The organism is Ectopseudomonas chengduensis (genome assembly GCF_900102635.1).
Lineage (GTDB): Bacteria > Pseudomonadota > Gammaproteobacteria > Pseudomonadales > Pseudomonadaceae > Aquipseudomonas > Aquipseudomonas chengduensis.
In genome coordinates, this window is record NZ_FMZQ01000012.1 from 52,085 (window position 1) to 73,862 (window position 21,778).

Annotated in this window: 18 protein-coding genes and 1 pseudogene; 3 read left to right on the forward strand and 16 right to left on the reverse strand. The window is 61.7% G+C overall.

The window, feature by feature from the left end:
* Positions 1 to 106: 106 nt before the first annotated feature.
* The 8 genes from BLS08_RS18080 to BLS08_RS18115 all read right to left on the reverse strand — a co-directional run bounded on the left by BLS08_RS18080 (position 107) and on the right by BLS08_RS18115 (position 8,388).
* Positions 107 to 1,210, reverse strand: a complete 1,104-nt coding sequence (locus BLS08_RS18080; protein ID WP_017675419.1) for an ABC transporter permease — start codon at positions 1,208 to 1,210, stop codon at positions 107 to 109.
* 11 nt (positions 1,211 to 1,221) lie between these two features.
* Positions 1,222 to 2,769: an ABC transporter ATP-binding protein gene (locus BLS08_RS18085; protein ID WP_017675418.1), complete on the reverse strand. Its 1,548-nt coding sequence runs from the start codon at positions 2,767 to 2,769 to the stop codon at positions 1,222 to 1,224.
* A 316-nt stretch (positions 2,770 to 3,085) separates the two neighbouring features.
* Positions 3,086 to 3,772, reverse strand: a complete 687-nt coding sequence (locus tag BLS08_RS18090) for an SDR family oxidoreductase (RefSeq protein ID WP_017675417.1) — start codon at positions 3,770 to 3,772, stop codon at positions 3,086 to 3,088.
* Between the two features lie 165 nt (positions 3,773 to 3,937).
* Positions 3,938 to 4,504, reverse strand: coding sequence for a DUF922 domain-containing protein (locus tag BLS08_RS18095; protein WP_017675416.1), 567 nt, complete (start codon positions 4,502 to 4,504; stop codon positions 3,938 to 3,940).
* Entirely contained in the window at positions 4,501 to 5,085 is a 585-nt protein-coding gene (locus BLS08_RS18100) for an IMPACT family protein (protein ID WP_017675415.1), read from the reverse strand. Before BLS08_RS18100 ends, BLS08_RS18095 begins: the two co-directional genes overlap by 4 nt.
* The gene (locus tag BLS08_RS18105) at positions 5,085 to 5,747 is read right to left on the reverse strand and encodes a TetR/AcrR family transcriptional regulator (RefSeq protein WP_017675414.1); all 663 of its coding nucleotides are present in this window, start codon (positions 5,745 to 5,747) and stop codon (positions 5,085 to 5,087) included. The genes BLS08_RS18100 and BLS08_RS18105 overlap by 1 nt, the downstream gene beginning before the upstream one ends.
* A gap of 160 nt (positions 5,748 to 5,907) precedes the next feature.
* On the reverse strand, positions 5,908 to 7,284 hold the full coding sequence (locus BLS08_RS18110; RefSeq protein ID WP_026088433.1) for a uracil-xanthine permease family protein: 1,377 nt from the start codon (positions 7,282 to 7,284) through the stop codon (positions 5,908 to 5,910).
* A gap of 186 nt (positions 7,285 to 7,470) precedes the next feature.
* Positions 7,471 to 8,388, reverse strand: a complete 918-nt coding sequence (locus tag BLS08_RS18115; RefSeq protein ID WP_017675412.1) for a LysR family transcriptional regulator — start codon at positions 8,386 to 8,388, stop codon at positions 7,471 to 7,473.
* Positions 8,389 to 8,566: 178 nt separating this feature from the next.
* Here BLS08_RS18115 and BLS08_RS18120 point away from each other — a divergent pair, with 178 nt between their 5' ends.
* Entirely contained in the window at positions 8,567 to 9,913 is a 1,347-nt protein-coding gene (locus BLS08_RS18120) for an omega-aminotransferase AptA (RefSeq protein WP_055986950.1), read from the forward strand.
* A 107-nt stretch (positions 9,914 to 10,020) separates the two neighbouring features.
* Entirely contained in the window at positions 10,021 to 11,517 is a 1,497-nt protein-coding gene (locus BLS08_RS18125) for a CoA-acylating methylmalonate-semialdehyde dehydrogenase (RefSeq protein ID WP_055986953.1), read from the forward strand.
* A gap of 102 nt (positions 11,518 to 11,619) precedes the next feature.
* Here BLS08_RS18125 and BLS08_RS18130 read toward each other — a convergent pair whose 3' ends face one another.
* On the reverse strand, positions 11,620 to 11,826 hold the full coding sequence (locus tag BLS08_RS18130; protein ID WP_169886852.1) for a hypothetical protein: 207 nt from the start codon (positions 11,824 to 11,826) through the stop codon (positions 11,620 to 11,622).
* 176 nt (positions 11,827 to 12,002) lie between these two features.
* Here BLS08_RS18130 and BLS08_RS18135 point away from each other — a divergent pair, with 176 nt between their 5' ends.
* Positions 12,003 to 12,830, forward strand: a complete 828-nt coding sequence (locus BLS08_RS18135) for an arylamine N-acetyltransferase family protein (RefSeq protein ID WP_055986958.1) — start codon at positions 12,003 to 12,005, stop codon at positions 12,828 to 12,830.
* A gap of 569 nt (positions 12,831 to 13,399) precedes the next feature.
* Here BLS08_RS18135 and BLS08_RS18140 read toward each other — a convergent pair.
* The 7 genes and pseudogenes from BLS08_RS18140 to groL all read right to left on the reverse strand — a co-directional run bounded on the left by BLS08_RS18140 (position 13,400) and on the right by groL (position 21,767).
* On the reverse strand, positions 13,400 to 15,370 hold the full coding sequence (locus BLS08_RS18140) for an AIPR family protein (RefSeq protein WP_090337096.1): 1,971 nt from the start codon (positions 15,368 to 15,370) through the stop codon (positions 13,400 to 13,402).
* 257 nt (positions 15,371 to 15,627) lie between these two features.
* A pseudogene (locus BLS08_RS26400) lies at positions 15,628 to 15,726 on the reverse strand (NYN domain-containing protein); the annotation flags it as partial.
* A gap of 170 nt (positions 15,727 to 15,896) precedes the next feature.
* The gene (locus tag BLS08_RS18145) at positions 15,897 to 17,408 is read right to left on the reverse strand and encodes a SulP family inorganic anion transporter (protein WP_055986961.1); all 1,512 of its coding nucleotides are present in this window, start codon (positions 17,406 to 17,408) and stop codon (positions 15,897 to 15,899) included.
* 84 nt (positions 17,409 to 17,492) lie between these two features.
* Entirely contained in the window at positions 17,493 to 18,224 is a 732-nt protein-coding gene (locus BLS08_RS18150) for a carbonic anhydrase (protein WP_055986963.1), read from the reverse strand.
* Between the two features lie 313 nt (positions 18,225 to 18,537).
* The gene (locus BLS08_RS18155; protein ID WP_004424563.1) at positions 18,538 to 18,774 is read right to left on the reverse strand and encodes a hypothetical protein; all 237 of its coding nucleotides are present in this window, start codon (positions 18,772 to 18,774) and stop codon (positions 18,538 to 18,540) included.
* A 358-nt stretch (positions 18,775 to 19,132) separates the two neighbouring features.
* Positions 19,133 to 19,837 carry a lipopolysaccharide kinase InaA family protein gene (locus BLS08_RS18160; protein ID WP_017675402.1) on the reverse strand — a complete coding sequence of 235 codons (705 nt, stop codon included), beginning with the start codon at positions 19,835 to 19,837 and terminating at the stop codon, positions 19,133 to 19,135.
* Positions 19,838 to 20,120: 283 nt separating this feature from the next.
* Entirely contained in the window at positions 20,121 to 21,767 is a 1,647-nt protein-coding gene (groL, locus tag BLS08_RS18165; protein WP_021489386.1) for a chaperonin GroEL, read from the reverse strand.
* Positions 21,768 to 21,778 lie beyond the last annotated feature (11 nt).

Here is a 21,778-nt window from a genome sequence, read left to right on the forward strand (position 1 = left end):
ATTTCCTATGCGTATAGCTTTGTAGGCGGGAGGGGAGACGACCAGTTCTTGCTCGCGATCAGTGTCGGCAGGGATCGCGAGCAAGCTCGCTCCTACAGGTTCTTTGTCAGGCCATGGCCTCGGTGTTGTTTTTGGTGTTGCGCTTCGCCCATTTCCACTTCAGCCGTGGCCGGTAGAGGATCAGCACGTCGCAGGCCAGCAGGTAGAACAGCATCATCCCCTGGAACAGTTGGGTGATCGCCTGCGGCAGGTTGAGGTTCATCTGCGCGTTCTCGCCGCCCAGGTAGAGCAGTGCCATCAGCAGGCTGGCAAACAGAATGCCGAGCGGATTGAGGCGGCCGAGAAAGGCCACGGTGATCGCTGCATAGCCGTAGCCGGGCGAGACCTGCGGCACCAGTTGGCCAATCGGCCCGGCCACTTCGCCTACACCCGCCATACCGGCCAGTGCGCCGCTGACCAGCAGGGCGAACCACACCAGACGCTTCTCGCGAAAGCCGACGAAACCGGCGGCGCGGCTGTCCAGGCCGAGCACCTTGATCTGGAAGCCGAGAAAGCTCTTGTGCAGCAGCATCCACACCGCCACCAGGGCCAGCAGCGCCAGGTACAGGCCGCCATGCAGGCGCCCATCCTCGCTGACCAGTGGCAGGCGGCTGGCATCGCCGAACATCGCCGACTCGGGGAAGTTGAAGCCGGCCGGGTCTTTCAGCGGCCCATGCACGAAGAACAGCAGCAGGTTCAACGCGATGTAGTTGAGCATGATGCTGGTGAGGATTTCGTTGGCGTTGAACTGCGTGCGCAGCCAGGCGGTAAGCCCGGCCCAGGCTGCGCCTGCGCAGGTGCCGGCCAGCACCACCCAGGCCAGTGCCCAGCGGCTGTCCCAGTCGATCAGTTGCAGGGCCATGGCGCTGCCGGCGAGGGCGCCGATCAGCAGTTGGCCTTCGGCGCCGATGTTCCAGATGCGCGCCTGGTAGGCCACTGCCAGGCCGAGGGCGCAAAGTAGGATCGGCAGCGCCTTGACCAGCAGTTCGGACACGCCGTACCAATCGCTGACCGGGGCGATCAGCAGGGTGTGCAGGGTTTCCAGCGGGTCATGGCCGAGCAGGGTGAACAGCAGTACGCCGCTCACCAGCGTCAGTACGGCGGCCAACAGCGGCGACAGCCAGAGCATGGGGCGCGACTCCTGGCCGCGCGGTTCCAGGGATAACAGCATGACGGGCTCCGTCAGCAGGCCGCAGCGGCGGCGGGTTGATCGAATTCACCGGCCATCCAGCGGCCGACTTCCACGGTGGATACCTGCGCCGTCTCGGCCAGCGGCGACAGGCGCCCGCTGCACAGCGCGCCGATGCGGTCGCTGATCTGGAACAGCTCGTCGAGGTCTTCGGAGATCACCAGGATCGCCGCGCCGGCATCACGCAGGGCGATCAGCGCACGGTGGATGGCCGCAGCGGCGCCGACGTCCACACCCCAGGTCGGGTGCGCGGCCACCAGCAGTTTCGGGTTCTGCAGAATCTCGCGGCCAAGGATAAATTTCTGCAGATTGCCGCCGGACAGGCTGCGCGCCGCCGTGTCGGCATCCGGCGTTTTCACCGCGAAGCGGCGAATGATCTCTTCAGCCAGCGCGCGTACCTTGCCGCGCTGCACCAGGCCGCCCTTGACCAGTCCCTGACTGAAGGCAGTGAGCAGGGCGTTGTCCACCAGGCTCATCTCCGGCACGGCGCCATGGCCGAGGCGTTCGGCGGGGACGAAGGCCAGGCCCAGCCCGCGCCGTGCATCGGGGTGCAGATTGGCCACCGGCGTGGCATCTATGCTGACCCGCTCGCGTTCGCCACGCGGTAGGCGGGTTTCGCCGCTGAGCAGGGCGAGCAATTCGTCCTGGCCATTGCCGGCTACGCCAGCGATGCCGACGATCTCGCCGCTGCGCACCTCCAGGCGAAGGCGTTCGAGCGAGCAGCCGAACGGATCGGGGTTGTGCCAACTGAGGTCATCTACACGCAGCCGTGGCAGGCCGCCGCTGACTTTCGGGTAACTGCTTTCCAGCCCCTCGGCATCGCCAACCATCAGCCGCGCCAGCTCCAGGTCGCTGCACTCGGCCGGCACGCAATGGCCGGACACGCGCCCGCCTCGCAGTACCGTGGCGCTCTGGCACAGCGCGCGCACCTCGCCGAGCTTGTGGCTGATAAAGAGGATGCTGCAGCCCTCGGCGGCCAGCCGGCGCAGGGTGACGAACAGTTCGTCGGCCTCCTGCGGGGTGAGCACCGAGGTCGGTTCGTCGAGGATCAGCAGTTGGATGTCCTGCATCAGGCAACGGACGATTTCCACGCGCTGGCGCTCACCGATGGACAGGCTATGCACCAGGCGCGTCGGCTCCAGCGCCATGCCGTAGCGCTGCGACACCTCGCGAATTTTCGGCTCCAGTTGCTTCGGCGTACCGGCGCCCGCGCCCATGGCCAGGGCGATGTTCTCGGCGACGGTCAGGGTCTCGAACAAGGAGAAATGCTGGAACACCATGCCGATACCCAGGCCGCGCGCCATGGCCGGATCGCGCATCTTCAAGGCCTGGCCCTGCCAGCGAATCTCGCCGCTGCTGGGCTGAGTGACGCCGTAGATGATCTTCATCAGCGTGCTCTTGCCGGCGCCGTTCTCGCCAAGCAGGGCGCGGATCTCACCGGGGGCGATGGTCAGGTCGATACGGTCGTTGGCCAGACAGCCGGGGTATTGCTTGCTGATGGCTGTCAGCTGCAGGCGTGGAGAAGCGGGTGGGGCGGACATGGGAAGCGCTCATGAACATGACTGAGCGGGGATAAAGCAAAAACTTGGCCAGTGAGTCAGAAAATCCATTTTATGGGCTCTCGCCTATGGCCGAGCGCACTGCAATGCCTGCCATTGGTGCGCGTCTCTCCGTGCGCTGCGCACAATGCACCGTATTCGCGCGTGCGCGGCTTTAAGCACCTCCCACAAACAGCTGCTGCTCTTGTGGGAGGGGCTTTAGCCGCGACCGTTGCCCGGATGTAATCCGGGGGGCACCAGAAATCACTACTTGTGGCTACCAGGGCTAGCTTCTGCGAGCAGCCCGGTTTGAGCGTTTTTACCAGGGCAAAGGATTGCCCTCGAAGTCCTGATAACTCAGGCCTGGCCGGCCGACGGCAGCACTGACCTGTTCGACCATGCCCTTGCAACTGCTGTCGATATCCAGCGGGGCGTCGGCGCCGCCCATGTCGGTGCGTACCCAGCCCGGATGCATCAGCACTACGCCGAGTTTTGGGTTGTCCTGAGTGCGCACGAAGCACTGCACGAGGTGGTTGAGTGCGGCCTTGCTGGCGCCATATAGCGGCATGCCCAGGCCAGCACCCGCCTCGATGCTGCCGAGGATCGAGCTCATGAACACGATCAGCCCGTGCCCGGCGGCCAGGTTCGGCAGCAGGCGCTCGGCCACGCGCAGCGGGGCGACGGCGTTGGTCAGGAACAGCTGACCCATTTCCTCGGCGCTGGCCTGTGCAGTGCTGTGGTGCTCGGGGCCGGCGACCCCGGCATTGACGAAGATGACGTCGAACTGCTGGTCGCTCAGGCGGTTGGCCAACTGCTCGAGGCTGTCCGGATCGGTCATCTCCAGTTGCTCTACGCGCACGCCGGGCAGTGCCTGCAGCGGCGCTTGTTGCGCGGCGCTGCGCACGGTGGCGGTCACGGCCCAGCCCTGGGCGGCGAATTCACCGGCCAGACCAAGGCCGAGGCCACGTGAGGCTCCAATGATCAGGATGGATCGGGAGGCAGTCATGTCAGGCTCCATTACGGATGAGAAAGAAGATCAGCATAGCGAATGCCGATCCGATAAGCCTGGCACGGCAATCCCCTGTAGGAGGCCAGCCCCGGGGCGAAGCTTTTCGAGTGCGTCCAGGCACGATTCGCGGCGGGGCGCCGCTCCTACATTTTTGCTGCAGTGTTATTCCGTCAACCAGGCGCCCTGGCTGCGGCCGTGACCGGTGTCGCGGTCGTAACGGCGTTCATGTTCGACATGCCGTTGCAGCGCGGCATTGGCGCGCCGGTTGGCCTGCTGTTGCAGCTCGGTGCAACTGGGGTATTCAGGTGTCGCCAGCAGCGCCGCGTCGATCTCGGCCGCCGCCGCCTGGCCGATGCGGTAATGGCCCAGCTCATGTTCGCGCAGTGCGCCCAGGTACTGTTCGAAACGCTGGCGCTGCTGTGCGTCGCCGCCACCGAGGCGGGGCAGGGTGATGGTTGCGTTCAACCGGGTGCGGGTGAGGTCGATCTGGCAGCGACCATCACGCTGTTCGCGCCACCAGAAGTTCCATTGCACCTGCCAGCGTGTGTAGGCGTGGTAGATCTGGCCGTTCTGGCGAATCGGTGAGGCCTGGTTGATGGCGCGGCTGAGGGACTCTCCGGACGCTACCTGCAGGTCGTAGTACTGCTTCTGCAACTGCTCTTGTACTTCGGCGTGGGCCGACAGGGCGAGCCACAGCAGCGGCAGCAGGGCAGCGGTCGTTCGCTTCATGGCGCTTTCAGGCTCGCGCGGCCACGGCTGATATCGCCCAGCAACCGTTCCAGCGCGGCGTGCTCTGCCGGCGCGACGGCCAAGTGCAGACTTGCGCCGGTGGCATCGTAATCCTCGCTCTCGATCAGGCTGTCCAGCTCGTTCAGACGCGCCTTGAACAGCGGCAGTTCGGCGAACTGCAAATGACAGGTGAAGGGCTGCCGCAGTACCAGTTCACGGCGCTCGCCAGCCTGCAGGCATTTCGCCGCGCTACCGCCGTAGGCGCGGGCCAGGCCGCCGGTGCCGAGCTGAATGCCACCGTACCAGCGAATCACCAGCACCACCACCTGATCGCAGTCCTGCCCTTCGATGGCGGCGAGTATCGGCCTGCCAGCCGTGCCGCCCGGTTCGCCGTCGTCGTTGAAGCGGTACTGGTTGCCGACCTTCCACGCCCAGCAGTTGTGCGAGGCGGCCAGGTCGCTGTGGCTATCGATAAAGGCTTGCGCCTCGGCCGCGCTGGCAATCGGCGCGGCGAGGGCGATGAAGCGGCTCTTGCGAATCTCCTCGCGGTATTGGCAAGGGCCGAGCAGGGTGAACGCCATCAGGCTTTGGCAGCAGGCGTCAGGCCGCAGCCCTTGAGGATGATCTGCACCAGTTGATCGGAGGCTTGCTCGAAGTCCTGTTTGGTCAGGCGCGAGCTCTGCTTCACGCGGCAGATCTGCGAGGCGAAGTCGGCGTAGTGCTGGGTGCTGCTCCACAGCAGGAAGATCAGGTGGATCGGGTCGACCGGGTCCATCTTGCCAGCGGCGATCCAGCCTTCGAACACGGCGGCACGGCCACGGAACCAGTCCAGGTAGTTCTGGTTGAAGTACTGCGACAGGCAGTCGCCACCGCTGATCACTTCCATGGCGAAGATGCGCGAAGCCTTCGGCTGGCGCCGGGAGAATTCCATCTTGGCGCGGATGTAACGCTCCAGCGCTTCGGCCGGGTCATCGTCGACGGTCAGGTTGTTGAAGGTACTGTCCCAGAGTTCGAGGATGTTACTCAATACCGCCAGATACAGGCCCAGCTTGTTGTTGAAGTAGTAGTGCAGGTTGGCCTTGGGCAGGCCGACGTTCTGCGCGATGGTATTCATGCTGGTGCCCTTGAAGCCGTGCCGGGCGAATTCTTCCTCGGCAGCCTTGATGATGGCTTCTTCGTTCTTCTGGCGAATGCGCCCGGCGGGCTTGTCGTGGGCGCTGTGGGCGGGGACTTCGAAGGTCATGGGGCGATTCCGGGCTGATCTTGGGGCAGAGCGTTTGCACTGATACCCCAGCGCCGCCTGGGTGACAAGCGCAAGTCGTGGAAAAATGGCAGGAAATACCCTCACGCCGGGCTTGTGCACCAGCTTTGTGCGCGGGCGGGCGCCCGTGCACCTGGACGCCTCAGGTTTCCTGCTCTTGTCCAGCCGTGCTCGCGCTGGCTGATTCCAGCGGCAACAGCAGGTTCATCAGGATGGCCGTCAGGCCGCCGCTGGTGATTGCCGAACCGAATACGTTCTGCACCAGCGTGGGCATCTGGCTCAGCAGGTCCGGCTGACTGGAAACGCCGAGGCCGATGCCGAAGCTGGTGGCCATGATCAGCAGGCTGCGCCGGTCCAGTGGCGCCTGGGCGAGAATGCGAATGCCGGCGGTGGCGACCGTGCCGAACATCACCAGGGTAGCGCCGCCCAGCACCGGCTTGGGAATCTGCTGGAGGATGGCGCCGAGCACCGGGAATAGGCCGAGGATCAGCAAGATGGCGCCAATGTAGTAGCCAACGTGGCGGCTGGCCACGCCGGAGAGCTGGATCACCCCGTTGTTCTGGCTGAAGGTGGTGTTGGGAAAGGTGTTGAAAACGGCGGCGATCAGCGAGCTGACGCCATCGCCGAACACCCCGCCCTTGATCCGTTGCAGGTACTGCGGGCCGTTGATCGGCTGTTTCGAGATCATGCAGTTGGCGGTCAGGTCGCCGGTGGTTTCGATGGCGGTGATCAGATAGATCAGCGCCACGGGGACGAAGGCCATCCAGTCGAAGTCGAAACCGTAGCGAAACGGGATCGGCACGCTCACCAGCGGCAATTCGGGTAACGCCTTGGGCACCAGCACACCGCTGAACCAGGCGGCCAGCGAGCCCACCAGCAAGCCGATGACGATGGCCGACAGGCGCAGCCAGGGATTGCTCAGGCGGTTGAGCACGATGATGGTCAGCAGCACCAGGGCGCCCAGAGCCAGGTTGACCGGTGCGCCGAAGTTCTCCGCCTTGGCACCGCCGCCGACATCGGTGATGCCCACCTTGATCAGGCTGACGCCGATGATGGTGATGACGATACCGGTCACCAGCGGCGTGATGACACGTTGCAGACGACCGATGAAGCGGCTCAGCACCATCTCGATGAAGGCGCCGAAGAAGCACACGCCGAAGATCATCGCCAGTATGTCGTCCGGGCTACCGCCGCTTGCCTTGACCATCAAGCCTGCCGCCAGCACGGCGCTGAGGAAGGCGAAGCTGGTGCCCTGCACGCAGATCATCCCGGCACCGATGCCGAACGGGCGGCGCGCCTGGATCAGGGTGCCGACGCCGGACACCATCAGGCCCATACTGATCAGGTAGGGCAACTGTTCGTGCAGGCCGAGCACGCCGCCGATGATCAGGGTGGGGGTGACGATGCCGACGAAGCAGGCCAGTACATGCTGCAGCGCGGCGAAGAAGGCCGGCAACGGCGCAGGGCGGTCGTCCAGGCCGTAGAGCAGTTCGGACGATGTCGGTGATTCGGTGGTCATGGCGAGTTCTCGCAGCAGAGGGCGCTCGCCCTTATGCAAGAAGCTGTCCATGTGATCAGTTTTTTGGAGTTCTGCGCAGCAGCATGCTTTTCATTGGGTACAGATACCTGATCTGCTCGCGTCCGGCAGTCTTGTCATGTCCGCAATGCACCGCGCTGGCTCGGCATGCGCGGCCATGGTGCGGGCTCAGGCTTCGGCCAGGGCGTCGAGAAAACTCTCCAGCACCAGGTGCGCGCGGCGGCCCTTGCGCGTCACCGCTGCCAGGTTGATGTCGTAGTAGCGAGTGGACGCCTTGAGCGCGCGCAGGCGACCCTGCTGCACCCAGGCCTGGGCGTAGTGGTCGGGCAGGTAGCCGATATAACGCCCGGTGAGGATGAGAAAGGCCATGCCCTCGCGGTCCGAGGCGCTGGCAGTGCAATTGAGCGCCTGGTAATGGCTCTGCACCTCGGGCGGCACGCGAAAGGTCGGGGCGATGGCCTCCTGGGCGTTGAGTCTTTCGTCCTCGAGCTGCAGATCATCGACGTAGAACAGCGGGTGGCCGACCGCGCAGTAGAGCAGCGAGCGCTCGTCATAGAGCGCCTGGTATTCCAGACCGGAGAGGGCGCCGACCTGCGGCACCACGCCGATATGCAGGCGACCATCGAGCACGCCCTGTTCCACTTCCGACGGTGGCGTCATGCGGATGTGGATGCGTACGTCCGGCCCCTGCACCTTGAGGCGCGCCAGGGCATTGGTGATGCGCATGTGCGGGATGGTCACCAGGTTGTCGGTCAGGCCTATATTCAGTTCGCCGCGCAGGTGCTGGTGCAGGCCGTTGACCTCGGTGCGAAAGCTCTCCAGCGCCGCCAGCAGTTGCAGGGTGCTCTGGTACACCTCGCGGCCTTCCTCGGTCAGGGCGAAGCCGGCGCGGCCGCGCTGGCAAAGGCGCAGGCCGAGGCGTTGTTCGAGGTCGCTCATCTGCTGACTGATGGCCGAGCGGCCAATCCCCAGGGCACTTTCCGCCGCGGAAAAACCGCCACATTCCACCACGCTGCGAAACAGCTTGAGCAGGCGGATTTCAAAGTCGCTGACCTGGGCCAGCGGATCGGGACGGCGGCTGCTCATTTGTTTAGTAAGCCTTGAACTGAAGATAAGAAGAGTGCTGTTTTACTGACTCTATGCCCGTGGCACCTTTGCTGGCAACTGATTCAATTCCCTTGTAGGAGTGGCTTCAGCCGCGATTGCTGTCGATCTTCGCGGCTAAAGCCCCTCCCACGACACCGTCGAGTGCGAGGCTCCTCCAATGAACATGCCGCAGACCGCAACCCCGTCCCTGGCCAGCCAGCTCAAGCTGGATGCGCACTGGATGCCGTTCTCCGCCAACCGCAACTTCCAGCGCGACCCGCGTCTGATCGTCGGTGCCGAAGGCAGCTGGTTGGTCGATGATCAGGGCCGCAAGATCTACGACAGCCTGTCCGGCCTGTGGACCTGCGGCGCCGGTCACTCGCGCAAGGAAATCCAGGAAGCCGTGGCCAAGCAGCTCGGCACCCTCGACTATTCGCCGGGCTTCCAGTACGGCCATTCGCTGTCGTTCAAGCTGGCCGAGCAGGTCGCCGATCTGATGCCGGGTGAGCTCAGCCATGTGTTCTTCACCAGCTCCGGCTCCGAGTGCGCCGACACCGCGGTGAAGATGGCCAAGGCCTACTGGCGCCTGAAAGGCCAGGCGTCCAAGACTCGCTTCATCGGCCGTGCCCGTGGCTACCACGGCGTCAACATCGCCGGCACTGCCCTTGGCGGTATCGGCGGCAACCGCAAGATGTATGGCCAACTGATGGACGCCGACCACCTGCCGCACACCCTGCAACCGGGCATGGCCTTCACCAAGGGCATGGCCGAGACCGGCGGCGTGGAACTGGCCAACGAACTGCTCAAGCTGATCGAACTGCACGATGCCTCCAACATCGCTGCGGTGATCGTCGAGCCGATGTCCGGCTCGGCCGGTGCCATCGTGCCGCCGGTGGGCTACCTGCAGCGCCTGCGCGAGATCTGTACGCAGCACAACATCCTGCTGATTTTCGACGAAGTGATCACCGGCTTTGGCCGCATGGGCAAGTGGAGCGGCGCGGAGTTCTTCGGCGTCACCCCGGACCTGATGAACGTCGCCAAGCAGATCACCAACGGCGCCATCCCGCTGGGTGCGGTGATCGCCAGCAGTGAGATCTACAACACCTTCATGCAGCAGCCGTCGCCGGAGCACATGATCGAGTTCACCCATGGCTACACTTACTCGGCGCACCCGGTGGCCTGTGCCGCCGGTCTGGCGACGCTGGAGCTGCTCAAGCGCGAGAACCTGATCCAGCAGTCCGCCGAGCTGGCGCCGAAGTTCGAGGCCGCGCTGCATGGCCTGAAGGGCACCAAGCACATCGTCGATATCCGCAACTGTGGCCTGGCTGGCGCCCTGCAGATCGCCCCGCGTGATGGCGACGCGGTGATCCGTCCGTTCGAGGCCGGCATGGCCCTGTGGAAGGCCGGCTTCTACGTGCGCTTCGGTGGCGACACCCTGCAGTTCGGCCCAACCTTCAACGCCAAGATGGAAGACCTCGACCGCGTCTTCAACGCCGTCGGCGACGTGCTGAACAAGCTGGATTAAGAGCGAGCGCACCCATTTCTGTAGGAGCCCGCTTGCGGGCGATGTTGTAAAACGGATCGCCGGCAAGCCGGCTCCTACCCACAATAATTACGTCTAGGAGCTTCCCCATGAGCCATATCCCTCACCTGATCAACGGCGAGCGCGTTGCCGGCAACGGTCGCAGTGCCCCGGTATACAACCCGTCCACCGGCGACTCCACCAGCGCCATCGGCCTGGCTGATCGCGCCACCATGCAACTGGCCATCGACGCCGCCAAGGCCGCCTTCCCGGCCTGGCGCAACACCCCGCCGGCCAAGCGCGCGCAGATCATGTTCCGCTTCAAGCAACTGCTGGAGCAGAACGAGAACGAAATCGCCGCGCTGATCAGCGCTGAGCATGGCAAGACCATTGAGGACGCCGTCGGTGAACTCAAGCGCGGTATCGAGAACGTCGAGTTCGCCTGCGCCGCCCCGGAAATTCTCAAGGGCGAATACAGCCGCAACGTCGGCCCGAACATCGACGCCTGGACCGACCTGCAACCCATTGGTGTCGTGGCAGGCATTACCCCGTTCAACTTCCCGGCCATGGTGCCGCTGTGGATGTACCCGCTGGCCATCGTCTGCGGCAACTGCTTCATCCTCAAACCGTCCGAGCGCGACCCCAGCTCCACCCTGTTCATCGCCGAGCTGCTGAACCAGGCCGGCCTGCCCAAGGGCGTGCTGAACGTGGTCAACGGTGACAAGGACGCGGTCGACGCGCTGATCGAAGCGCCCGAGGTCAAGGCCCTGAGCTTCGTCGGCTCGACCCCCATCGCCGAATACATCTACAGCGAAGGCACCAAGCGCGGCAAACGCGTGCAGGCCCTGGGCGGCGCCAAGAACCACGCCGTGCTGATGCCCGATGCCGACCTGGACAACGCTGTCAGCGCTCTGATGGGTGCGGCCTACGGCTCCTGCGGCGAGCGTTGCATGGCCATCTCCGTGGCCGTGTGCGTGGGCGACCAGATCGCTGACGCGCTGGTGGATAAGATCGTCCCGCAGATCCAGGCGCTGAAAATCGGTGCCGGCACCTCCTGCGGGCTGGACATGGGCCCGCTGGTCACCGCTGCTGCGCGTGACAAGGTCAAGGGCTACATCGACGCCGGGGTCGAGCAGGGCGCCAAGCTGGTGGTCGATGGTCGTGGTCTGGTGGTGCCGGGTAACGAGAACGGCTTCTTCGTCGGCGGCACCCTGTTCGATAAGGTGACCCCGGACATGACCATCTACACCGACGAAATCTTCGGCCCGGTGCTGTGCATTGTTCGCGTCGGCAGTCTGGAAGAGGCCATGCAACTGATCAACGATCACGAGTACGGCAACGGTACCTGCATCTTCACCCGTGACGGTGAAGCGGCGCGCCTGTTCTGCGACGAGATCGAAGTGGGCATGGTCGGCGTCAACGTGCCGCTGCCGGTACCGGTGGCCTACCACAGCTTCGGCGGCTGGAAGCGCTCGCTGTTCGGTGACCTGCACGCCTACGGCCCGGATGGCGTGCGCTTCTACACCCGCAAGAAGGCCATCACCCAGCGCTGGCCGGCACGCAAGAGCCACGAAGCGGCGCAGTTCGCCTTCCCCAGCAATGGCTGAGTGAGCTGCTGCTTTGAATGAAAAGGCCGATCACTAGATCGGCCTTTTTGTTGTCAGGCGGCGCGTTGCTCGTTGCAAGCAGCGCTCCGCTGGAGACGCCGTTCACTGCGCCTGATCGATGGCCTCCTGCAGGCGCTGAGTGTTCGCCGCATTGGCTTGGTCGATCTGTTGCTTGAGCTGCTCCATCTGCTGCTGAGCCTGTTTGGCCTGCTCAGCCTGGAGTGTCGCCGTAGCGGCCGTCTCACCGGCGCCGCAGCCGCCAAGGGTGAGTAACAGGGAAAGGGTGCAGCAATGGCGCAGGTACATCATGGAGTCCTCGGGCAAGCTCGTGCGGTGAGCGATAGATTGGCGCATTTGTGCCGGTTTGTGTGTGCCGGCTGCCGCAAACCGAAAGCGCTGATTCAAGCTCGCTACGCGGCTCGTTGCATATCGTCTATCCACGGCCTCTGGTAAAACAGCCGGCAGGTAGAAAAGGGAGATGCACGATGACCGAGCCATTCATGCTGGATCTACACACATACCTCGAGCGCCTGGGTTACTCGTCGGCGCCGCCACCGACCCTCGACACCCTGCGCGAGCTGCAGGCGCGGCACACCGCCGAGTTCCCCTTCGAAACCCTGGCGAGCATGCTGCGCGTGCCGGTGGAGGTCGAACCCGCCGCGATCCAGGACAAGCTGCTGCGTCAGGGCCGTGGCGGCTACTGCTTCGAACTCAACCGTCTGTACCTGCTGCTGTTGCAGGCGCTGGGCTTCGACGCGCGCGGGCTGACCGGGCGTGTTGTGATGGGCGGGCCGGAGGATGCCCTGCCGGCGCGCACCCATATGCTGGTGCTGGTGACCCTGGGTGGCGTGCGCTACATCACCGACGTCGGCTTCGGCGGCATGGTGCCGACCGGTCCACTGCTGCTCGACAATGAGGCCGAGCAGTCCACACCGCATGAGCCCTATCGCCTGACGCTGGTGGATGGCACCTACACCCTGCGCGCGTTGGTGGCGGGTAGCTGGCGAGCCATGTACGTGTTCGATCTGCAGAAGGTGGCGGATATCGATTACGTGGTGGGTAACTGGTACGTGTGCACCCACCCGGATTCGCCTTTCCGCGGCCAGATGATCGCCGCCCGCACCGGGCCAGACCTGCGCAAGACGCTGAACAATGGCAGCTTCGCCATCCACCGCCTGGGGCAGGCGAGTGAGCGGGTGCAGTTGCAGAGTGTCGATGAGGTGCTGAAGGTTCTGCGCGAGGAGTTTGGGATTCGGGTGCCGGAGCATCCTGAGCGGCGGGAGATCATCGAGCGGTTGATTGTGGGGGCGTGAAGGCAAGGCCGCTGGTATCGCCACGTTCTTGTGGGAGGGGCTTCAGCCACGACCCGAAGCCACCCAAATCTGTAGGAGCGGCTTCAGCTGCGAAAATCTTTCAGCCAACCGAGATTGCTGACGGAACAGCGATCAATTCCCCTCTCCCGCTTGCGGGAGAGGGGCTAGGGGAGAGGGCGCTCTTGGCTTTTGTACTCCGACGCCGCACATTCGTTATCTGAAATTACGGTTTCGCCCTTACGGCGACTCACTTTTTTCAAACGCCAAAAAAGTAAGCAAAAACGCTATGCCCCGCCATCCGGGTCTCGCTGCGCTCGACTTCCCTCACTCCATCATTGCTCCGAGGGCCCGCCGCGGAGGGCCATCCCTGGCCCATCGCGGCTCTCGCGGCATCCATGCCGCTCAACCCTCTACACAACGATTCCGTTCGGCCTTCTGAACGGGGCAATTGGTGCAGGACTGATAGATCGTTGCACCGCAGGATAGGGTGGACAAGCTTCGCGTTGTCCACCCTACTTGCTAGGTGGCGGCTAACGCTTACAGAACCACCAGCCATTTAAGTAGTACAGTTAGCGGTCTAGATCGCGAAAAACTTCATTTCCATTAGCATCGAAGACGACACCATCAACCTGCTCCATTAAAGCCCCTCGCTTAATAAGAGTTTTGATAGCCCTGCTTACTCTAAGAGGCTTTGCGTCAAGTTTTTCTGCAACAATCATGTGGACACCAGGCTTCCACGGCTGTGGTGGCAGTAAATTATGAACAGAAGTCAAGAAATCCTCACTTTCCGTATAGTCGGGTTCAATGTTCTTTATCGGACGTTGGATTTCCCGCCTCCCATCGGTCCAATCGCCTTTGATGCCCCATGCTATTGCAGCAGCATTAGCAATACTTAACATCATTGCATCAGTGAGCCTTGCAGATTTTTTGCGCCCCGTAGTTTGGCTAATCACTGCCCAGCACTCATCCATAAATTTTTCTGTAACTTTCGACAGATCCATTGATATTAGATCTCGATGTTGATAAGAGTAGGTTCCTATAGAGCGAACTGCTGCAATATAAGCCAATACACCCCGCCACGCAGATAAAATTCCCGAATAAGGTCCACGCTTGGATTTTTGCGCCTTTATTATCGATAATTCAGAATAGCGAATCAAAGCCGCTATAACCGGCCATGCATTCATAGGGAATGATTCAGAGTATACGGATTGGTAAGCCTCTGTTGTTCGCAAATGCTTTTGCCTCAGCTTTGATGACCTAACAGGGTTTTTAAGAAGCAAGGCAGTAGATGCTGCAGCAATAGTCAGAGGGGAAAGTATGCGATTCTCAGGCTTCCCTTCGTTCTTATAAAAATTGGTCCGCCGCTCATAGAACCAATCATGCCGGATCAAGATCTCTTCAATGCTACGTTGAATTTTTTCGGTCGCATGGAGTGCGGCTGGCTCGACAGAACTTTGGTTGTTTGTCGCGCGAATAACTTGATCGCGGATCGACTCATCTTGAGAAACAATAACTTTGACGAGGAGGGTTCTTGAATCACTCTCCAACTTCGAAGAGGACGTATAATGTTTATAAATTGACTCTGTTGTTTGGAGCCCGTTAACGATCTGAATGTCTCTAAGCTTTAGAGTCTTCCCTACGATCGACGCACTGGTTGCCAAAATTGTGACACCATTGTTAAGCCACCAAAAATTTGGTGCCGAGATGTCATTGAGTGTATTGTGAATATCAGCGTTTACGAGATTTACTCCAAGGTAAGCTCGCACGTTAGAGTCAAATAGGTATCGCCTTAGATTTCCCTTTTCGTCTTGCACAAACGCACTATAATCTTTCAGTTTGGCAAGTACCACGTAACCTTCCTGACCTGCAGTGAGGCATTCTTGGACTGGTAGATCTAGTGCAAAACTTCGAACTTGGCGATAACGTTCGACCAGCTCGGCTGAACCCAATGCGGTAAAGGTGGATGTCGAGGCACTGAAATAGGAATTCAGCAAGCTTGTTAATTGGTTTGCTCGGGCCTTTATGCTAGTACCAAGTAGATCTACATTACCCCTTGACGCATATACGATATCGAATACAATCGTTGGGCGTAAAAGTGAAAGCTGCTTAAATGCGGTCACAAACAAGTCACGACATTGCTTGATCTTGGCAGAGTACTTGCCGGATAACTCAGAGTTTGTAAGTGATAAATCAAAAATGTCTTGCGTTGTTGCTAATAGTGAGTCAAGGGGGGACTGCTGAAAAGTCTCATGATGCTTACAGGTTATAATATAAACCTGTATTTCTGCTCCGCTTCGAGGCCAGGAAAAGTCCGTAGAATCCGTTAAAAGTCGTCCATTAATTAATATATAGAATCCATCGATCCCCCCATCTAGCGAACCATCAGTCCATCCGAAGTCGATCTCTTCCGTAGAAAGATCATAACTTTTTAATATTTGATCCAATGCAAATCTTTCAAATATATCTCCTATGTCCCCTGGAGTTTTCTCTTGCATCTGCTGCAAAAGAGAATCTATCAGTATAGTGTCATTTCTGGCCATTTCTGAGCTCTTTATTTAAAGAAAATCAAGCATTATATTAATATTCGACAAGCCCCGCCCCCACGCTGGAAAATTAATGCTTGGATGAGGAAGTTATAAGCATCGACACTTTTACTCCTAGGTACCACAACCCACCATTTATTTTCGGATCTGCTGAGATCGAGAATACCGGCAAGAAATAATTTTTCAGAAATTTACCATGCCAACATTTAGTCTGTAGTGTGGGCAACGCGTAGCTTGTCCACCGTTTTATCGGATTCAATAAAGTCTTCAGCGATAACGACCAACGCATTATCCGCATCGATCAAAACAGCGAGGTGTTTGTGCTGGCGGGAGGGGGAGGGCTTGTTGGCCATGGTGCATCCTTGCTAGGGCGATGCACCGACCTTACTGCGAAATGATGGCTCTGCGCCATAGCCCGAAAGGCTATGGCGCTTTGCGTTGGATCAGGCGTTGCAGCTGCTCAGTTGCCAGGTGCCTTTGCCATCAGGTCGAGCAGGTGGCTGTGGAGGCCGCCGTCAGGCGCTCAGGCCAGTGCCGTGCGCTGCCGACCTTCCACGCGGCGTTTCAACGCCGCGCCTTCGACGATCTCCAATCCGCCACCCTGGGCGCGGGCGGAGCGGCCCCAGTCTTCCAGAAGTTCCATGCAGGCATGGTCGATATAGCTGACCCGCGCCAGGCTCAGGTGCAAACGGGTGCCTGGCTCGACGCTGGCCAGCAGTTTGGCCAGTTGTGGCACGCGGAGGAAGGTGGCGGCGCCGCTCATGCGCAGTTCGGCGCTGTTCGGGCCGGTGGGCACCAGTTTCACGCGCAGGCGCGAGGCGCTCCACACCAGTTTCAGCAGGGTCAGGGCGAAGCCCACCAGCACGCCGGTCAGCAGGTCGGTGAAGACGATGCATAGCGCCGTGGCGGCGTAGATGAACACCGGGGCACGGCCGTACTGGCCGAGGTTGCGCATGGCCTTGGGGTCGACCAGTTTGCAGCCGGTGTACACCAGTACCGCACCGAGGCTGGCCACCGGGATGCTCTGCAGCACGGCGGGCAGCAGAGCGACCAGGGCCAGTAGCCAGGCGCCGTGGAGGATGGTCGAGGCACGGCCGCGAGCGCCGGCTTGCACGTTGGCCGAGCTACGTACGATCACGCCGGTCATCGGCAGGGCGCCGACTGCACCGCAGAGCATGTTGCCGATGCCCTGGGCGGACAGTTCGCGGTTGAAGCGCGCACGCGGGCCATCGTGCATGCGATCGACGGCGGCGGCAGACAACAGCGTCTCGGCACTGGCGATAAAGGCCAAGGCTAGGGCGGCGATCAGCAGTTGCGGATCGGCCAGGCTGGCCAGGCCCTGTGGGGTGATCCAGTCGATGGCATCGCCGAGATTGGCCGGCAGCTCGACGCGCTTGACCGGCAGTGTCAGCCACAGGCTGGCAAGAGTGGCGAGCGTCACGCCGACCAGCGCGCCGGGTAGAAAGCGCAGCGGTGCCGGGCGAAAACGCTCCCACAGCCAGATGCTGGCGATGGTGCCGAGGCCCACTGCACCGGCGATCATGGCGTTGCTGCCGAGCAGGCTCAGCGCATCACGCACGGCGCCGGGGAAGGCCAGCAGGTTGTCCAGGCCGGAGGCCTTGGGCGCGGCATCGATCATCACGTGCACCTGCGACAGCACGATAAGGATGCCGATGCCGGCGAGCATGCCGTAGACCACCGCCGGCGCGGTGACGCGAAACCAGCCGCCCAGGCGCAAGGTGCCGGCGACCAGCTGGATCAGTCCGGCCAGCAGCAACACCGGGCCTAGCGCAGCCATGCCGTGAGTACGCACCAGCTCGAACACCAGCACGGCGAGGCCGGCAGCCGGGCCGCTCACCTGTAGTGGCGCGCCGGCGATGAAACCGACCACCAGACCGCCGATGATGCCGGTGATCAGTCCCTTGGCCGGCGGCATGCCGGAGGCGATGGCGATGCCCATGCACAGCGGCAGGGCGACGAGAAAGACCACCACGGACGCCAGCGCGTCCCGTGGCAGTGTGCGAAATACAGTCATGAATATCTCTCCTTGCCCGATCTACGGGCAAAAGCAGCCCATGCCCGCGCCATCCAGGGGCGCAGGCTCAGGGAAATGGGTGGATCAGACGCTGGCGTAGCGCGGTTGCGGGGTAGCGCAGGGCTGCTCGTCGCCATCGAGCGCGAGGAAGTGCCCCGAGGCGGCGTCATAGGCGCGGATGCCGCCACTGTCGATGTCGTAGACCCAGCCATGGATCTGCAATTGGCCGCTGGCCAGACGGGCGGCGACGGAAGGGTGAGTGCGCAGGTGGTCGAGCTGGGCCACTACGTTCTCTTCGGTCAGCACGCCGAGGGTTTCGTGGGCGCTGCCGCAATTGCAGTTGTCCGCCACCACGCTGCGCGCCACCTCGGCGTGGCGCAGCCAGGCGCGCACGGTTGGCATGCCGTCGAGGCTGGCCGGGTTGAGCACGGCCTTCATCGCGCCGCAGTCGGAATGGCCACAGACGATGATGTGCTGCACGCCGAGCGCCAGTACGGCGTACTCGATGGCGGTGGACACGCCGCCGTTCATCTGTCCGTAGGGCGGTACCACGTTACCCACGTTACGGGTGACGAACAGAGTGCCGGGGTCGCTCTGGGTGATCAGCTCCGGCACGATGCGCGAGTCGGCGCAGGTGATGAACATTGCGCTGGGCGACTGCGCCGAGGCCAGACGCTTGAACAGCGCCTGCTGCTGCGGGTAGACCTTCTGGCGGAAACGCCGAAAGCCCTGCAGCAGTTGTTGCAGGGCGGCCTGCGCGTTGTCCTTGGTGACGGGGCGCAGGGTGTTGCCGGTTCGGGAAGCGGTTGAGTTCATCGTTGCATCTCCTGTGATTTTCATCGGTGACGTTCTCGACTGCCAGCCAAACGCCTGTGACCGTTCGGTCACTTCCAGGGCAACGATAAAGATTCTTACTTAATCAAAACTGAACGAGAGGCTCTAAAACGCCACTATGCGGACATTTTCAGGGATGTAGCCTGTGGGGCCAGAGGCATGAGCGAGTAATAGGAGTATCGAGGAGCAGAACGGGTGCCGAGCTGCACGGGTGTGAGCGCCAAGAGGCAGCGCCTGGCGGGCCACCTGCTGATGCAGGTCAGCCCGCTGGGCGAGGGGTGACCATGGGTGTGGCTTAGTGCTCGCCCTTCATCGCGCCACTGAGGCCGAACATCAGCACCAGCAGGTTGGCATCGGGTTTGGCGGCGGGCTGCACTTGCTTGCGCAAAGGCGCGGTGGGGCAGGGCTCTGCGGCGGTGCAGGCTTGCGCTTCCAGCACGCGTGGGCCGGGCTCCTGCCAGGCTGCGGCGGCGATTGCCGTTACGCTGAGGGCGAGGCCCAGGAACAAACCTCGTGCTATTTCTAATTTCATTTTGCTAACCCCTTGAAAGCGCTGCCAAACGCTGTTCGCTAAACCTAGATCACCCATTGCCTTGTCGTCGTCTCATGCGACGAACGGTCTTAGCGCGTAGCTGGCACCAGCCGGGGCTGTGCTGGGACACGGGCCTTGTCGGTTGGTTCAACAATGCTGCGGGTAACGTATCGACGTAACCTTAGGTGCCCGTTAAGGCCCCCTGTAACAGCCGGCCCTGGCAGTTGCAGTCGCCTGCAGCTCTGCTTGCTACCCAGCGCAAAGGTGCAAGGTAGAGCCACTTCCTGGTGGGGGTGATGCGAATGGAGCGAGGTGTTGCGGGAAAAACACTGCCGGCCCTGGGCCGGCAGTCGTTTGTTCAGGCAATAGCCGTGCCGAGGCCTTTGGCACCATCGGCGAAGATCTGGCGATAGCCCTGCAGCAGTTGCTGCCAGTCGGCGTCGGACCAGGGGCTGTGGCGTCGTAGTTGAGGCAGGTCGTGCTGAGCGGCCTGGGCGCGTGTCAGGCGGCGACGGCTTTTCTCCAGATCCAGCAGGGCAACCTGCGGCGTTTCGCCGGCAACGTTAACGAATACATGTTTGGCATACAGGCAACCGTGCTGCCAGCGCCCCAGGTGCATGCGCGCCAGAGTCGCGCCAACAAGTTGCAGCAACTCGGTGTGTACGGCTTCACCACAGGCTTCGCGGCCGCCTTTGGCGTACCAGCTTTCGATGTCCATGAAGCCTTCGAGCTCGGCGGTCACCAGCAGGCCCCGCCAGCCCTGTTGTGGGTCGCGTTCAACGCCGCAGTAGATCAGCTTGGGAACGGGCACGCCGAGTGCGTCCAGGGCCAGCAATGCACTGCGTTCGCGCAGTACGGTCGGGCGTCCCTGTGGGTGCAGCAGGCTGCGGTAGATATGGCCGATCTGTTTCTTGGCGTAGAGCACGCCGGTTTCATCCAGCAGGCGCTGCACGCCACTTTTGCCGCCGCGGCGAGCGTTGGGCTCTTCGACCCAATCACCTTGCTGTTGCCACCAGTATTGGAATACCTGCTGAGGAATCTCGTTTGTACTGCAAAGGGCCATATTTTTGTTCTTCTATTGGAGGTGTGCGCAGCACTCGTCTCGTGAACGGGGACTACGTCGTTCAGGGTTGTAACAAAACATAAGCAAACAACGTTCCCGAGTCCATCGGTAATGTCATCGGATTTTTCGGCCTGTATCGCTTTTCGTCGGGCATAAAAAATTTCCGGGAGAAATTTTTAACGTCGCGTAGCGACGGCCCTCAGGGTGGCCGCCATGGATGGCAGGCCAAAAAAAACCCCGCGACTGGCGCGGGGTTCTTGGTACTGCTAAGGAGCCGGGTGGCTTACATCATGCCGCCCATGCCACCCATACCGCCCATGCCACCCATATCAGGCATGGAAGGAGCCTTGTCGTCAGCCGCTTCGGCAACCATGGCCTCGGTGGTGATCATCAGGCCGCCGATGGAAGCAGCAGCTTGCAGGGCCGAACGGGTGACCTTGGCCGGGTCGAGAATACCCATCTCGATCATGTCGCCGTAGGTGTCGGTCGCGGCGTTGAAGCCGAAGTTGCCCGAACCCTGCTTGACCTTGTCGACCACTACGCTCGGCTCGCCGCCGGCGTTGGCAACGATCTGACGCAGCGGCGCTTCTACAGCGCGACGCAGCAGAGCGATACCGACGTTCTGGTCTTCGTTGTCGCCTTTCAGCTCGTCGATTGCCAGCAGAGCGCGCACCAGGGCCACGCCACCGCCAGGTACCACGCCTTCTTCCACGGCAGCGCGGGTAGCGTGCAGGGCGTCTTCAACGCGGGCTTTCTTCTCTTTCATCTCGACTTCGGTGGCAGCGCCAACCTTGATCACGGCAACACCGCCAGCCAGTTTGGCCAGACGCTCTTGCAGCTTCTCTTTGTCGTAGTCGGAAGAGGTTTCTTCGACCTGCTTGCGGATCTGTGCAACGCGGGCTTCGATGTCGACCTGGGCACCAGCACCATCGATGATGGTGGTGTTGTCCTTGTTCAGCACGACGCGCTTGGCGTTACCCAGGTGCTCCAGAGTGGCGCTTTCCAGGGACAGGCCAACTTCTTCGGAGATCACGGTACCGCCGGTGAGGATGGCGATGTCCTGCAGCATGGCCTTGCGGCGGTCGCCGAAGCCCGGAGCCTTGACGGCAGCGACTTTGACGATGCCACGCATGTTGTTGACGACCAGGGTAGCCAGGGCTTCGCCTTCGACGTCTTCAGCCACGATCAGCAGCGGACGGCCAGCCTTGGCAACGGCTTCCAGCACCGGCAGCAGTTCGCGGATGTTACTGATCTTCTTGTCGACCAGCAGCAGCAGCGGGCCTTCCAGCTCGGCAACCATGGTGTCCGGCTTGTTGATGAAGTACGGCGACAGGTAGCCACGGTCGAACTGCATGCCTTCTACGACGGACAGTTCGTTTTCCAGGCCCGAGCCTTCTTCAACGGTGATGACGCCTTCTTTACCGACCTTTTCCATGGCTTCGGCGATGATGTCACCGATGGAGCTGTCGGAGTTGGCGGAGATGGTGCCGACCTGGGCGATGGCCTTGGTGTCGGTGCACGGCTTGGCCAGTTCTTTCAGTTGGGCAACGATGGCGATGGTGGCCTTGTCGATGCCGCGCTTCAGATCCATCGGGTTCATACCGGCAGCGACGGACTTCAGGCCTTCGTTGACGATGGCTTGAGCCAGAACGGTAGCGGTGGTGGTGCCGTCACCAGCAGCGTCGTTGGCCTTGGACGCAACGTCCTTGACCAGTTGGGCGCCCATGTTTTCGAAGGCGTCTTTCAGTTCGATTTCCTTGGCAACCGACACACCGTCTTTGGTGATGGTCGGGGCGCCGAAGGATTTGGCCAGCACCACGTTACGGCCTTTCGGGCCGAGGGTGGCTTTGACGGCGTCGGCCAGTACGTTGACGCCAATGAGCATTTTCTTGCGGGCGGAATCGCCAAACTTGACTTCTTTAGCAGCCATGTTGATCAGTC

Bases quoted from the DNA above. Each gene is read 5' to 3' on its own strand.
- BLS08_RS18080 (WP_017675419.1), bottom strand. From the start codon at position 1,210: ATGCTGTTATCCCTGGAACCGCGCGGCCAGGAGTCGCGCCCCATGCTC.
- BLS08_RS18085 (WP_017675418.1), bottom strand. From the start codon at position 2,769: ATGTCCGCCCCACCCGCTTCTCCACGCCTGCAGCTGACAGCCATCAGC.
- BLS08_RS18090 (WP_017675417.1), bottom strand. From the start codon at position 3,772: ATGACTGCCTCCCGATCCATCCTGATCATTGGAGCCTCACGTGGCCTC.
- BLS08_RS18095 (WP_017675416.1), bottom strand. From the start codon at position 4,504: ATGAAGCGAACGACCGCTGCCCTGCTGCCGCTGCTGTGGCTCGCCCTG.
- BLS08_RS18100 (WP_017675415.1), bottom strand. From the start codon at position 5,085: ATGGCGTTCACCCTGCTCGGCCCTTGCCAATACCGCGAGGAGATTCGC.
- BLS08_RS18105 (WP_017675414.1), bottom strand. From the start codon at position 5,747: ATGACCTTCGAAGTCCCCGCCCACAGCGCCCACGACAAGCCCGCCGGG.
- BLS08_RS18110 (WP_026088433.1), bottom strand. From the start codon at position 7,284: ATGACCACCGAATCACCGACATCGTCCGAACTGCTCTACGGCCTGGAC.
- BLS08_RS18115 (WP_017675412.1), bottom strand. From the start codon at position 8,388: ATGAGCAGCCGCCGTCCCGATCCGCTGGCCCAGGTCAGCGACTTTGAA.
- BLS08_RS18120 (WP_055986950.1), top strand. From the start codon at position 8,567: ATGAACATGCCGCAGACCGCAACCCCGTCCCTGGCCAGCCAGCTCAAG.
- BLS08_RS18125 (WP_055986953.1), top strand. From the start codon at position 10,021: ATGAGCCATATCCCTCACCTGATCAACGGCGAGCGCGTTGCCGGCAAC.
- BLS08_RS18130 (WP_169886852.1), bottom strand. From the start codon at position 11,826: ATGATGTACCTGCGCCATTGCTGCACCCTTTCCCTGTTACTCACCCTT.
- BLS08_RS18135 (WP_055986958.1), top strand. From the start codon at position 12,003: ATGACCGAGCCATTCATGCTGGATCTACACACATACCTCGAGCGCCTG.
- BLS08_RS18140 (WP_090337096.1), bottom strand. From the start codon at position 15,370: ATGGCCAGAAATGACACTATACTGATAGATTCTCTTTTGCAGCAGATG.
- BLS08_RS18145 (WP_055986961.1), bottom strand. From the start codon at position 17,408: ATGACTGTATTTCGCACACTGCCACGGGACGCGCTGGCGTCCGTGGTG.
- BLS08_RS18150 (WP_055986963.1), bottom strand. From the start codon at position 18,224: ATGAACTCAACCGCTTCCCGAACCGGCAACACCCTGCGCCCCGTCACC.
- BLS08_RS18155 (WP_004424563.1), bottom strand. From the start codon at position 18,774: ATGAAATTAGAAATAGCACGAGGTTTGTTCCTGGGCCTCGCCCTCAGC.
- BLS08_RS18160 (WP_017675402.1), bottom strand. From the start codon at position 19,837: ATGGCCCTTTGCAGTACAAACGAGATTCCTCAGCAGGTATTCCAATAC.
- groL (WP_021489386.1), bottom strand. From the start codon at position 21,767: ATGGCTGCTAAAGAAGTCAAGTTTGGCGATTCCGCCCGCAAGAAAATG.